11 protein-coding genes, 1 tRNA gene and 1 pseudogene are annotated in these 12,976 nt (G+C 70.3%); 8 read left to right on the forward strand and 5 right to left on the reverse strand.

Annotated elements, in window-relative coordinates:
* Positions 1 to 150: 150 nt before the first annotated feature.
* Positions 151 to 618, reverse strand: coding sequence for a GatB/YqeY domain-containing protein (locus ACFVST_RS05320; protein ID WP_390147077.1), 468 nt, complete (start codon positions 616 to 618; stop codon positions 151 to 153).
* Positions 619 to 720: 102 nt separating this feature from the next.
* On the opposite strand from ACFVST_RS05320, the gene ACFVST_RS05325 reads away from it, so the two are divergent.
* The 3 genes from ACFVST_RS05325 (at position 721) to ACFVST_RS05335 (ending at position 3,402) form a co-directional block, all read left to right on the forward strand.
* A complete protein-coding gene (locus ACFVST_RS05325) occupies positions 721 to 1,650 on the forward strand; it encodes a metallophosphoesterase (RefSeq protein ID WP_390147079.1) in 930 nt (309 codons plus the stop codon).
* 74 nt (positions 1,651 to 1,724) lie between these two features.
* Positions 1,725 to 1,798, forward strand: a tRNA-Pro gene (locus tag ACFVST_RS05330).
* A 227-nt stretch (positions 1,799 to 2,025) separates the two neighbouring features.
* Positions 2,026 to 3,402 (forward strand): PE-PGRS family protein, encoded by a 1,377-nt coding sequence (locus tag ACFVST_RS05335; protein ID WP_390147081.1) that lies wholly within the window; start codon positions 2,026 to 2,028, stop codon positions 3,400 to 3,402.
* Between the two features lie 193 nt (positions 3,403 to 3,595).
* Here the strand turns inward: ACFVST_RS05335 and ACFVST_RS05340 are convergent.
* The 4 genes and pseudogenes from ACFVST_RS05340 to ACFVST_RS05355 form a co-directional block, all read right to left on the reverse strand.
* Positions 3,596 to 4,438, reverse strand: a pseudogene (locus tag ACFVST_RS05340) (PE-PGRS family protein).
* A 157-nt stretch (positions 4,439 to 4,595) separates the two neighbouring features.
* Complete coding sequence (locus ACFVST_RS05345; RefSeq protein WP_390147083.1) at positions 4,596 to 6,125, reverse strand: LacI family DNA-binding transcriptional regulator; 1,530 nt, start codon at positions 6,123 to 6,125, stop codon at positions 4,596 to 4,598.
* Between the two features lie 50 nt (positions 6,126 to 6,175).
* Positions 6,176 to 6,556: a helix-turn-helix domain-containing protein gene (locus ACFVST_RS05350; protein WP_266399275.1), complete on the reverse strand. Its 381-nt coding sequence runs from the start codon at positions 6,554 to 6,556 to the stop codon at positions 6,176 to 6,178.
* A 45-nt stretch (positions 6,557 to 6,601) separates the two neighbouring features.
* The gene (locus ACFVST_RS05355) at positions 6,602 to 6,859 is read right to left on the reverse strand and encodes a helix-turn-helix domain-containing protein (protein WP_390147085.1); all 258 of its coding nucleotides are present in this window, start codon (positions 6,857 to 6,859) and stop codon (positions 6,602 to 6,604) included.
* 510 nt (positions 6,860 to 7,369) lie between these two features.
* Between ACFVST_RS05355 and ACFVST_RS05360 the strand changes: the two genes are divergently transcribed.
* The 5 genes from ACFVST_RS05360 to ACFVST_RS05380 all read left to right on the forward strand — a co-directional run bounded on the left by ACFVST_RS05360 (position 7,370) and on the right by ACFVST_RS05380 (position 12,970).
* Entirely contained in the window at positions 7,370 to 8,302 is a 933-nt protein-coding gene (locus ACFVST_RS05360) for a hypothetical protein (protein WP_390147087.1), read from the forward strand.
* On the forward strand, positions 8,299 to 8,979 hold the full coding sequence (locus tag ACFVST_RS05365) for an ATP-binding protein (protein ID WP_390147177.1): 681 nt from the start codon (positions 8,299 to 8,301) through the stop codon (positions 8,977 to 8,979). The genes ACFVST_RS05360 and ACFVST_RS05365 overlap by 4 nt, the downstream gene beginning before the upstream one ends.
* A gap of 233 nt (positions 8,980 to 9,212) precedes the next feature.
* Positions 9,213 to 10,505, forward strand: coding sequence for a hypothetical protein (locus ACFVST_RS05370; RefSeq protein WP_390147089.1), 1,293 nt, complete (start codon positions 9,213 to 9,215; stop codon positions 10,503 to 10,505).
* Between the two features lie 279 nt (positions 10,506 to 10,784).
* Positions 10,785 to 11,237 (forward strand): plasmid mobilization protein, encoded by a 453-nt coding sequence (locus ACFVST_RS05375; protein WP_390147090.1) that lies wholly within the window; start codon positions 10,785 to 10,787, stop codon positions 11,235 to 11,237.
* A complete protein-coding gene (locus ACFVST_RS05380) occupies positions 11,234 to 12,970 on the forward strand; it encodes a relaxase/mobilization nuclease domain-containing protein (protein ID WP_390147092.1) in 1,737 nt (578 codons plus the stop codon). The genes ACFVST_RS05375 and ACFVST_RS05380 overlap by 4 nt, the downstream gene beginning before the upstream one ends.
* Positions 12,971 to 12,976 lie beyond the last annotated feature (6 nt).

A 12,976-nucleotide genomic window follows, 5' to 3' on the forward strand; every position in this document is an offset into this window, starting at 1 on the left:
GGGGTTCGCTTCCCCCAGGAGGGGGGGGGGGTGCACTTTGCCTCCCGCCTCGCTCGTTTATGCCGCGCGGGGGACGCCCCCGCGCGGCCGCGGCGGACCGCTTCCGTATCGGCTCTTCCGTATCAGCTATCGAAGGGGAAACCCCTCCCGTCAGTGCTCGGCCAGCAGCTTCTTCACCGCCGCGGCCACCCGGCCGCCCTCCGCCCGGCCGGCCACCTTCGGGTTCACGATCTTCATCACCTGGCCGATGGCCCGCGGCCCCTCGGCCCCCGAGCCGACCGCCTCCGCCACGGCCGCGGCGACGATCTCCTCCAACTCGTCGTCCGACAGCGGCTCCGGCAGATACGCGGCGAGCACCTCGCCCTCCGCCTTCTCCCGCTCGGCCTGCTCAGCGCGGCCGCCCTTGGCGAAGGCGTCCGCGGCCTCCCGCCGCTTCTTCGCCTCCCGGGCAATCACCTTCTGCACCTCGGCATCCGAGAGCTCGCGGGCCGACTTCCCCGCGACCTCCTCCGTGGTGATCGCGGCAAGGGTCAGCCGGAGCGTCGAGGAGCGCAGCTCATCGCGCTCCCTGATCGCAGCGGTGAGATCTTCCTGAAGCTTCGACTTGAGCATGGTCATAGCGGCGATTGTCGCAGGCGCCACCCCTCCCGCGCCCCACCATTACCCAGCTGACCCAGACCGTTGATCCCGACCGTACGACCCGTCTGACACCATGGGAGGATGCGCGCGCGATACGGAGTACCCCTGGGCATCACGGCGGTCGGCGCCGCCGGTCTCCTCTACTCTGCGGGCTTCGAAGCCCGCTCGTTCCGACTGCGACGGGTCACGGTGCCCGTACTGCCGCCCGGAATGCACCCGCTGCGCGTCCTCCAGGTCTCCGACATCCACATGGTCGGCGGCCAGCGCAAGAAGCAGCGCTGGCTCCGCTCCCTGGCCGGCCTGCGCCCCGACTTCGTGATCAACACCGGGGACAACCTCTCCGACCCCGAAGGCGTCCCCGAGGTGATCGACGCCCTCGGCCCCCTCATGGAGTTCCCCGGCGCCTACGTCTTCGGCTCCAACGACTACTACGGCCCCAGGCCCCGCAACCCGGCCCGCTACCTCTTCGAGAAGACCCAGGGCCGCCACGGCCTCAACGGCAACGCCCCCGTCGTCGGCGCCGTCCACAACCCGTGGGAAGGCCTCCGCGACGCCTTCGACGACGCGGGCTGGCTCAACCTCACCAACACCCGCGGCACCCTCAAACTCGACGGCACCCGCATCGCCCTCACCGGCCTCGACGACCCGCACATCAAACGCGACCGGTACGCCCAGGTCACCGGCGGGCCCGACCCCGACGCCGACCTCTCCCTCGGCGTCGTCCACGCCCCCTACCTGCGCGCCCTCGACGCCTTCACCGCCGACGGCTACCCGCTGATCCTCGCCGGCCACACCCACGGCGGCCAACTCTGCATCCCCTTCTACGGCGCCCTCGTCACCAACTGCGACCTCGACACCGACCGCGTCAAGGGCCTCTCCACCCACCAGTCCGGCGGCCGCACCTCCCACCTGCACGTCTCAGCCGGCTGCGGCGCCAACCGCTACACCCCCTTCCGCTTCGCCTGCCCCCCCGAAGCCACTCTCCTCACCCTCACCCCACCCACCCCCTGACCCCCAAAACCGGATTTCGCCTCAGGCCTCCGGTGGGCTAAAGTAAACGACGTCGCCGCGACAGCAGCGACACTCGGGGTGTAGCGCAGCTTGGCAGCGCGCTTCGTTCGGGACGAAGAGGTCGTGGGTTCAAATCCCGCCACCCCGACAGGTGAAATAGCAGGTCAGGCCCGGTGCTGAGAGATCAGCACCGGGCCTGATCTGCTTTGTCGCCCCGTTCTGGGAGCCATTTGGGAGCCGACTTCCAGAACCGGCTCCCCAGCGGCTCCCAGCCGAGCGGCCGTCCACCTTCGAGCGTGCTCTGTGACGCTCACAGTCGGAAGGCGCGTCCCTACGGCTTGTGCGAGGCCGATCACAGACGGTACGACGATCGCCATGCACCCTTGGTCTCCGTTAAACGACCGGCAGCTCGCGCTCCTCACCCGCATCGGGGACGGTTCCGACCCGGTCACCTCAGACAGCCCCGAACTCGCCGTCACGGCCCGCGCACTCAAGGGGCGGGGTCTGATCATCATGCCCAAGAAGGATGGGAAGTGGCAGGCGGAGATCACCGACGCCGGACGCTTCTACCTGGAGCACGGCCATCACCCGGACCGGCCGGAGCCGGTCCAGCGCAAGCAGCGGTCCGCACACCCCGAGCAACGGCCGGCACCTCCACCGCAGAAGCAAGCCACAGCCGCGTCCGCGACGAAGCCCACGCCACAGCACGCCCCCAAGCCCTCACGGCCGTCACCGGCGGAAGTCGGAGCTTCCTTGATCGCCGAGGTGCAGCAAGCTGGGCGGTTCCTTCGCATCCCGAACCCCAGCGAAGAGGAGCGGGCTCGCTACCGCAGGGCGTTCGACGCTGCCCGGCAGTGTGCGCCCGAGGGGTACCACCTGAAGTACAGCGGCCGGGCGAAGGGGGACTTCTTCCTCGGTCTGCTCAGGGTGTCCGGGGAGGACGACACCAAGTGGAACCGGATCCGGCTGGCGCGCAGCCGGGTGATCAGCGATGTCGAGGACGTGATCGCCGCTGTCACTGCGGACCACAGTGCCTTCGAGATCTCGGAGGAGGTCCTGCCCCGAGTCCTCTCGCTGCTCCGGCTCCTCGCCGAGCAGGCACTCGCCCGCCACGGCGAGATCACGGTGTCCAAGAAGCGCAAGCAGCCCAGGCCCCTGCTCACCGTCCACGGCAGGACGTACGAGGTCAGTTTCCGCGAACGGCAGAAGCAGGTCCGGTACGTGCCCAAGCAGCCGGGCCGACGTACGTACGACTGGCAGCGGGTGACGCCGGCGCACAGGTTCGAGCCGTCCGGCGAGCTGGATCTGCGGATCAGCCAGCACTCGGGCTACGGCTACGGCCACAGCTACCGCTGGAAGGAGGAATGGGCCGACACCGCCAAGAAGCCGTTGGAGGAGCAGGTCGGTTCGGTGTTCCGGGCGCTGAAGGCGCGCGCGGAGGAGCAGGAGCAGGCTCGACTGGAACGGGATGCCGAACAGCGGCGCCAGCGAGAGGAGCGGGAGCGGCAGGAGGCGGAGCGTCGGCGTCTGGAGGCGGAGCGGGAGGAGCGCGAGAGGCGGGAGTGGGAGTCCGCCGTCAGTGCCGCCTCGATCAAGGCGGTTCACGCCCTACGGGCGGAGCACTTCGGCACAGCCCTGGAGCAGTGGAAGGTGGCTGGAGAGATCCGGGTGTTCTGCGTCGCTCTGGACGAAGCCGCCGCCACATCGGACGACGCCGTCGAAGCCGATCGGCTTCGAGAGTGGTCGGCTTGAGGGAAGACGGAGGCCGACCGGCTGGACCCCACGATCAACGGCAAGGGCCTGGCCGCTATCGACTTCTACGCGGAACCGACCGGAGATCAGCTACGGCCTTTCCTCGACGGCTGGAACCCGCACCGGCCGGAGAAGGAGCAGCCTGCGGCACGGCCCGAGCCGCCGAAGCCGACCCCGGAGCCGTGGCGCGGCTCTATCGACGCACGTCAGGATCAAGGCTGGCGATATGGACGCCAAGGTCGCGCTCAATGGTGGAGGCGATGACGCCGTGCCCACGGTCACGTAGAGCCTTGACCGCCTTCTCCACCAGCTGGCCGAGTCTGATGACCTCTTCGCGCAGTGCGACCAACTCGTCGTAGCGTTCAGCCTTGTCCTCGCCGCACCACGCCCGGACAGTCCGCAGGACGGCCGCCTCCGCATCCAACTTGCGGTCGTCCCGACGACGGTAGGAGTACCAGGAGGGCTGTGCGCGCTCCTGGTCGATGTCCTGCTGCTTGCGGTCCACCTCAGGGAGGATCTCGTCGGCGAGCCGACCCGCTACCTGGCGGGCGATGCGCTCGGTGACCGACCAGCCGGCCAGGCACATGCCGGCGCGGTTCTCGTGCACCATAGGGTCACTGCGGAGCGCGGTGGCGTCCATGCCGATGAGCGGCGCCGTCTCGTCGAGTCGGCTGAGTTCCAGAACTCCCGCGTCCGCCACCCCTCGGCGGAGGCGCAGCCTGTTCTTCGGCCGGACGAACCCGAGGATCAGGCGCGCGGCCTCGAAGTCCGTGCTGCCTCGTACGTGGCGTGACGCCTCGGTCAGTCTGAGCTCTGCCTCGTCATCCGCGCGGAACGCGTCGACGTCTGACCACGGTGCTACGAGGCAGCCGGGACTGACCCATTCCTACAGGCCGGCGTCATCCCCTTCCAGGAACCGGACGTGGATCCAGTCAGACCTGCCACGGTGGCCGACCCGAACGATCTCCACCTGCCTGACAGGGCTGCCCAGCTCCTTCGACCTCGCACGGTATGCCCAGTGCTCGCCAGTCTCCATGTACCTATTGAGCCAGGTCCGTTGGCCCCGTTACTTGGCAATCGTCGTAGCTGCTGGAGTGAGACGGCCGCGCGGAGTTGACGCGGCCTCGCGCAGGCATCGGGAATACGGCTGTGCCCTCCGGCAGTGGTCGCCGGAGGGCACAGCACTCTTATTGCTACGACTTGACGGGCGCCCGTGACACCTCGCGTGCCCGCAGGAGGTCACTCAGTACGCGCACTGGTGACGTGGCACTCATGGCCAAACGTGCGTCGAGTGCTGCCTCCCACTGCTCGGTCAGCCCCTGCATGAGGCGCTTGCGCATGCCTGGGGTGACGTGGGCGTAACGCGCCGAGACCGAGCCGTCGATGTGGCCCATGCGTTCGTCCATGAGCACCTTCTCGGTTCCCAGGTCCTCCATCATCGTCCGGTGGGTGTGGCGAAGGCCGTGGGGCGTGAGCCCCTTGGCTATCGGGAGCCAGCAGGCGTCAGCCCGATCGCTGGCACCCCGTCCCCGGGCCGGGACGCCGGGCCACGGCTCGCCGAGCAAGGGCACCGGCCGTGGCTCCTGCGGCGCCTTCTTCGGGTACCAGCCGGAGACCGCCGGCGTGAACAGCCAGGTTGCGAAACCGTTCCTGCGCCAGTGGGCGGCATGCTCCGGCACGACGCCGCCCCGCACGAACCCGAGGTCCGCGATGGCCTGCTCGACCTTCGCTCGCGTGGCCTCGGTGACGCGTTCGGGGTGGTTGAGCACGTTGGACACCGTGCCGGTCGAAACGTCGGCACGACGGGCGACGTCGACGAGCTTCGCGCCCTGGTGGCCCCCGGTACGGGCCGCGCCCTGTCCTCGGAAGACGTAGGTCTTGCCGTGACAGGGGCACGGCTTGGGCTTCGTGCGGGCGATGTGGTTCGCGACCAGCGCGGACAGCCAGTCCATCGAGTCGATGGTGCGGTAGCTGTCGTCCTTCGGCGGGCAGCGCACCAACTCCCCCGAGTCGAGCTCGTACAGCTGCCACTCGACACGGACGGCTCCAGGGCGGACGAACGCGGTCTCCAGGCCGACGATCTCGCCCCAGCGCATGCCGGTGTACCCCTTGAGGACCACAGCGACGAACTCGTCGTCACGGCCGGAGAGCAGGGCGGCGCGCTCGGCGGTCAGCAAGATGCCGAGCGCGTCGGTGACCACCTTCTCCGGACCACGGTCTCGGGAGCGGCCGGCGCGCTTACCCCGTCCCCGCCGCCGAGCAGCCGGGTTGGACGTGATCAGGCCCTCGTCGATCGCGTCCTCGAAGATCAGGTGGAGCGTCGAGCGCCAGGTCTTGACGCTGGAGGCCGCGTAGAGGGCCTTCTCCTTCTTCTCCCACAGGTCGACGTCCGTGCGCAGGATGCCGGCGAGCGCCTTGTCCTCGAACTCGGGGAGCAGGTGCTCTTCGATGTGGCGCTTGTAGTTCTGCATGGTCGAGGCGGCCAGGTCCTGGGCCTCGTACCAGCGGTTCGCGTACTCGCCGAAGGTCTCCTGGCCGAGGGCCGGGTCGCGCCAGTCGCCGCGACGGTACTTGTTCTCGGCCTCGGCCGCTGCCCGTTGGGCCTCGCCCTTGGTGGCGAACCTGATCGCCTTGCCGTTCTCATCGACGACCGTGTTGTGCTTGCCGGGCGCGACCTTGTACCGGCCGCGCCAGTAGTTTCCGCGCTTCTCCGCGAAACCCAAGTCCCGCTGTCCCCTCTTGGTTGTCCTCGGCTACGGCAGATGCGATCGGGTCACGCGACAGTGCTGTACTGCTGCTGTCGACGCGGCGGGCGGGCCCGCAGGCGAGTCGCCGGCGCCACGGCGGGGCGGCGACGTTGCGCGGAGTCGGTCTGCGTACCGGGCTCGGAGAGCGGCTCGGTCGCCCGGGCGGCTGTCTGCGCGGGCTGTGCCGGCCGCTCCTCGTAGAGGCGGATGGTCTCGGCGAGGTGCTCGGCGGTGAAGCGGTAGGCGCGGCCGACCCGGGTGTGCGGTATCAGGCGCCGTCGCGCGCGGTCCTTGACCCACCAGGCCGAGCAGCCGAGGGTGTCGGCGATCTCCTCGGGGCGGTAGAGGCGGGGTGGAGGGGCGTCGGACGGCCTGTGGGGGACGGGCGCGGGCGTGGGTCGGTGCAAGGGGGCGGCTCCTGGTCGCGAGGGCGGCGGGGATGCGTGGGCGGCTCAGGTGGCGCCCGGGCCCTGGAGGAGGGCGAGGGGCGATACCTGCAGGGCTTCGGCGATGGCGACGAGGTCGTCGATATCGCATCGCCGCTTGGCGAGTTCGATGCGGGACAGCATCGTGCTGGACATAGGACGGCCCAAAGCGGTACATCGTGCGGCGAGTTGGCGCTGCCCAAGGCCGCGTTCCGTACGGAGGATTTCGATGGTGCGAGCCGCCACCATTCCTGCGGGCCCTATTTCCAGAGATCGTGCTGCCATGGCTCCAGTTGTAGCGTGCATTCGCCGGTTTGGTTAACCGGCGATCGTCGGCTATGTTGCGCCGCGCTCAATCGGTGAGCGAGGCGGTCGGGGTGCTGCGCAAGGCCGGATCCCCGAACGGTTCCCAACACCAGAGACCCTCTCTGACGTGGGGTGTTGTGTTGTAGCTTCGTCGCTCGCAGGACGTCAACGGCTTCCCGATGTGATCCTTCTGGCTCGGGGTGCGGGGCAACTATTTAGTCAACCGCCGATCGTGCCCTACCGTTTTCGCACCGCCCTCGCCGATTCGATTTCCAGCGGTATTTCTGCCGTGAGAGATTGCGCCGGATAGGGCTGGACTTGCGCGCCGTGGGTGTGGCTATGTTGACGACACCCCGGAAAGCGCGAGCGGCCATCAACGCTCCCGCGTCAACGGCCGTACATTCCCGCCCTTCACACCCGTCTCCGCCCCCGACCGACGGTGAACCGTGGGCACCCATCCCACCGGCCACCGAGTGAGGACCGCCCCTCTTGGCACGAATCCGCACCATCAAGCCCGAAGCCTTCGTCTCCGAGTCCCTGGCCGCCGTCTCCCTGACCGCCGAGCGCACCTTCTTCGGCCTGCTCACCCAGGCTGACGACCAGGGCCGCCACCGCGACCACGCCGCGATCATCGCCGGGCAACTGTGGGTCCTGCGCCCGGAACACACGCCCTCCGCCGTCGAGCAGGACCTCGCCCAGCTCGCCGACGCCGGGCTGATATGCCGCTACAAGGGCACGGATGACAAGCGCTACCTGCACATCGTCACCTGGCGGCAGCATCAGAAGATCAACCGCCCCAGCGCGAGCCGCCTTCCCGCCTGCCCGCACCACGACACGCCGGCTCGCACCGCGCCGGGCGTTGGCGCGCCGGCTGCGGGGGCTGGCATCACGGAGTCCGCACCGCTGTCTCACGGAGCCCTCCGTGAGGGCTCCGGGCAAGTACGCAACCCTGCGGCGAATCCCGCCTCAGATGAGGAAACCGCAGGTCAGAGCGGTTTCACGGAGTCCTCCGTGAGGCAGCAGGGAGGGTTCAGTGAGGGAGCGGTGACGTCTCACGGTCCGGATCTAGGACCTAGGATCATGGATCTAGGAGATACCCCTTCGGGGGGCGCGAGCGCCCCCGCACCCCGCACCGTCTCAACCAACGAGCTCATCGCCGAGTACGCCGCCGCTTGCACACACCGCCCGCCCAAGGACGTCCTGGGCCATCTTGGCCGGGAGGCACGCAAGCTGCTGGAGGAGGGCATCGCGCCCGCTCATGTCCGGGCGGGGCTCGACCTACACCGCGCCAAGGGCCTGCACCCCAGCACGCTGCCGAGCCTCGTGCACGAAGCCATGAACGCGGCCCCCACCGCGCCGGTTGTCCACAGGGCGTGGACAAACCCCGCCGACGTCGAAGCCGCCTACGGAGGTGACCTCTGACCGCCACGCTCACCCGCGAGCCCCATCGGGTCGGCCCGCTCGCCGACCGGCTCAACGGCATCCTTGCCAGTGCCGCCGTCGAGGAAGGGCACGTCGAGCCCGTCACCGGGCTGGAACTCGCCGATGCCAGGATCCCCGCCCGCTACCGCCGAGCTCTGGCCGACCACCCGAAGGTCACCGTCTGGGCCGACGAGATCACCCGCGCCGGGCGCCCCGGCCCCGGCGGGCCCGGGATCGCCGAAGGGCCGTCGCTGCTGATCGCCGGCCCCACGGGCACAGGCAAGACGTACCAGGCGTACAGCGCCATCCGCAGGCTGCTCGCCCGTGGCGTCCGCCTGCGCTGGGAGGCGATCACCACCGCCGACTTCCACCCTCGCCTGCGTCCCCGCGCTGGCCATGACGCCGAACGGGAGTTGCAGACTCTGGCGTGCTGCCCGCTGCTGTTCCTGGACGACCTCGGTGCGGCCAAGACAAGCGAGTGGACCGAGGAGCTGACCTACCGGCTTATCAATCACCGGTACGAGCACATGCTCCCCACCCTCATCACCACCAACCTCCCGACGGAGCAGCTACGCGTCGCCCTCGGTGACCGCGTCGCCTCCCGCCTCGCCGAGATGACCGAGCGCGTCATCCTCGACGGCCCCGACCGACGACGCCGCACCGCGCCCGTCGCCTGACCGGCCGCCCGCCGCCTGCCTCGCCGCGCCGCCCGCGCTCACACCTGCCTTGGCCCGCGCCCGGCCTCGCGCGCGGGGGCCGCTCAACGCACTGCCATGACAGTCCTGCCCTCCCGTCTCCTCTCACACCTTGGAGCCCCCTCCTGCCTCCTCTCGCCCTCGTCCCCCTGGCTACCCGGGTAAGCGGCACGCCGCTCCTCCCCGACTGGGCCACGTCCCCGACGACGACCGTGATGCTGCTTATCTCCCTCGTGCTGCTCGGCCTGCTCGCCGGATGGCTGATCCGCCAGCAGCGCCGCCGGGCGCCCGGCACCAACCACTGGCGCGGCACCGTCGCAGTGCCCGTCGCGGCCATGGCCGCGCTCGGCTGCACCGCCTACAGCGCCGACACGAGCTGGCGCTTCGCCGCCGACTACCTGGACATGGGCAGCACCGTCGAGCGCGCCTTCATGTTCGCCACCGCCGAGCTCGCCCTGTTCGCCACCGCCCTGATGGCACGCCAGAACCTCAACGGGCCCGCACGCGCGCCGGGGCTCCCCGGCGCCATGGTGTGGGTAATCACCGGCGTGCAGATCATCCCCGCCTATGCCGAGTTCGGGCTCGTCGGCGGCACCGTGCGCGCTCTCATCGGCCCGGTCATGGCCGCCATGCTGTGGCACCTGGCCATGGGCATCGAGCTGCGCCACCGCACCCCCCAGGCCGCCTCCCACAGTCTGGCCGCCGTCCTTGTCCGACAGACCCGCGAACGGCTGCTGGCCCGGCTCGGCATCGCCGACCAGGACGCCGACGCTGCCCGGCTCATCCGCGAGCGCGCCCTGAGCGAAGCCGTCGCCCTGATCCTCCGCGCCGAAGCGATGACCGAGCGGCAGCGGGGCAGGCTGTGGGGCCGACGCCTCTCCTATCGCCTGCACGAGGCGCTGGAGCGGGCCGACGTCGACGGTGACCCGCTCCAGGACGAGCTGCTGCTGCGCAAGCTCGCCACTCGCAAACAAGCTCTCGGCCTCGCCTCCATCACCCTTCCCCCGCGCTGGCACGCCCCGGCTTCGTACGCCCCCAGCACTTCCGGGCAGGCCCGCCCGCGCGCCATCTCTCCAAAGCGGACGAAGACGGCGGGCGGCTCTTCGCCGTCGAATGCGGGCAACGAAGACGCTCACCGGGTGGTCCGCCCGCAATCCGCCCGCCCGGAACCCGCAGACCGCTCCAGCGCGAGTTCCGGTTACCGCCCGCAACACCCCGCAGCCCCAGCCGACCGCCCGGAACCGATAGCGGGCGAGGCAGCGGGGGCCGATCCGGGCAATGCCGCGGAAGCGAAACCGAAGCGGCCGGGCCGCAAGCCCGACGCCTCCTGGGACGTCCTCGTCCAGTACGCCCACCGCATCCACCAGGACACCGAACGTCTCTCCCGCGACCTGCTGGAGGCGGCTGTACGCGCTGACGGCTACCGCATCGCCAGCGACCGCGCCGCCGAGGTCGTCCGCACCGTCAAGGCCGAGCTGAAGACCGCTCGCGCCAGCCATCCCCACTGAGGCAGGCCGCGGGGATCCCACCCCCAGCTGACACCACCCGCGCCCACTCCCCCACGATTCGGAGAGCACATGCACGATCCCACCTCCAAGGCCCTCAACGACACCGCCGTCACTCGGGAGATGACGCCTGCCCCAAGCGGAGCAAGCGGAGCAAGCGGAGCAAGCGGAGCAAGCGGAGCAAGTTGGAGGTCCGGACACTCCCCCGCTGGGGGAGCGCCCGAACCCGACCCCGCCCCGGGGGTGGCGGGGCCCGACCTGCGCCAGGGGGCGCCGGACGGGATGGCTGCGACCGAGGGCGGATCGCAGCCAGGCAAGGCCAGCCACAAGGGCAAGGCCAAGAAGGGGAAGTCACGCCCGCGCGACAAGAGGCAACGCCCCGCCCACAGCGTCCGGCTCAACGAACACGAACTCACCATCATCCAGGCCGGCGCCGAACACGTCGGCATGAGCGTGGCCGGGTTCCTCGCCTATTCCGCCCTGGCCGCCGCCCGCGACCAAGCACGTACCGCGGCGGCCATCGCCACCGAGCGTGATGTCCTGACCGCGCTGTTCGGCGTACGCCGCCAGCTCGGCTGGGCCGGCAGCAACGTCAACCAAATCGCCAAAGCACTGAACTCCGGTGCCGACGCACCACACTTCGCCGCGGCTCTCGATGATCTGCAACGCGCCGCGCAGGCCGCCCAGCGGGCAGCCGACAGGATCACTAAACGACAGGAGGAAGAGACCGCTTGATCCCTCGGATCCACAAGCAGGGCAGCAACACCCTCGGCCTCCTGCACTACCTCTACGGCAAGGGCACCCACGAGGAGCACGTCGATCCGCACCTGGTCGCTTCGTTCGACGGCATGGCCCCGGACCCCGGCCGCGACCCTTCGGTCACGAAGAAGGACCTCCAGCACCTCCTCGACCAGCCCCTCGCCCTCCTCGACGCGGACCAGCGTCCCGACAAGCACGTCTGGCACTGCTCCGTGCGCGCCGCCCCCGACGACCCGATCCTGTCCGACGAGCAGTGGGGCGACATCGCCCGTCGCATGGTAGCCGCCACCGGCATCGACCCTGGCGACGGCGCTGGCTGCCGCTGGGCAGCCGTCCGGCACGCCGACGACCACATCCACATCATCGCCACCCTGATCCGTGAAGACGGCCGCCGTCCCGATCACCACCGCTCCGGCAAACGCGCCCAGGCCGAGTGCCGTCTGATCGAAAAGGAACTCGACCTGCACCAGGTCGCACCTGGGGACGGCACCGCCGCCAAGCGGGCCACCAGTGCGGAGCGGCACAAGGCCGAACGCGAGGGTCGGGAGCGCCCGGCGCGCGAGGAGCTCCGGGAGACCGTACGGCGTGCGGTGGCCGGCGCGACGAGCGAGGAGGAGTTCTTCGACCGGCTGGCCGCCGCCGGTCTTCTGATCCGCAAGCGCATCGCGCCCTCCGGCGACCTGCTCGGCTACAAGGTCGCGCTGCCTGATGACCGCAACGGTGAGAAGGAGCCGGTGTTCTACGCGGGCTCCACGCTCGCACCCGATCTGTCCCTGCCCCGCATCCGCGAACGCTGGGCCCTTCCCGCGGAGGCTGCCGCCTCGGCAGACGGCTCCGGGCCGGAGCGACCCGCCCTGCCGCACGTGACAGGTCCCGCGTTCGCACGGCGCCGGGCCTCCGCCACCACCTGGCAGGCCCTGCTGATCATCGACCACGGCGACGACGGCACAGCGGCAGCCCAGATCGCCGCAGCCGGGGAGATCCTCGACGCGCTCGCCAAGACCTCCGCCGCCCACACCCGCGCTCAGCTGCGCGAGGCGGCGTTCGTGTTCGAGCGGGCCAGCCGCTCCCACGTGAAGGCCGTACGCGGGCACGACCGCGCCCTGCGCCAGGCTGCCCGCGATCTCGTCCACAGCGGTCCCGCCCTCGGCCGCGGCGAAGACGGCACCACCACCGCCATGCTCATCGACATGGCCTTCTTCCTCGCCACCGCCGCGGCGAACTGGCACGCCAGGAAGCACCACAGCCAACAGGCAGCCGCCGCCGAACAAGCCGCCCATCACCTCCGCGCCGCCTACCAAGCCGCCGCAGCCCAACCCATGGCCCTCATGAGCCAGCGAGGCCAGCGTCTGGCCCCGCGTGTCCGGCAGCGGCAAGCCGACCTTCTCCACCAGGTGCTACCAGAGCTGGCCGAACGAATCCGGGCCGAGCCGGGCTGGCCCGCCCTGGCCACCACCCTCGACGACGCCCGTAGAGCCGGCCACGACCCGGCCGCCCTGCTCGCCGAAGCCACCCGACGGCGCGAGCTCGACACCGCCACCTCCATCAGCGACGTGCTCGTCTGGCGCCTGCGCCGCAGCGCCCACCTGCCCGCCCTACCCGTAAGTCCCCACGGCACCCCGACCCAAGGCAGTCCGCGCACCATGTCCCCGGCGCCCTCCACACAGCCGGCGCCCAGCGCAGCGAACGACGCCAACCGTCGGCGCTAACCAATG

The organism is Streptomyces sp. NPDC058045, assembly GCF_042885635.1.
GTDB lineage: Bacteria > Actinomycetota > Actinomycetes > Streptomycetales > Streptomycetaceae > Streptomyces.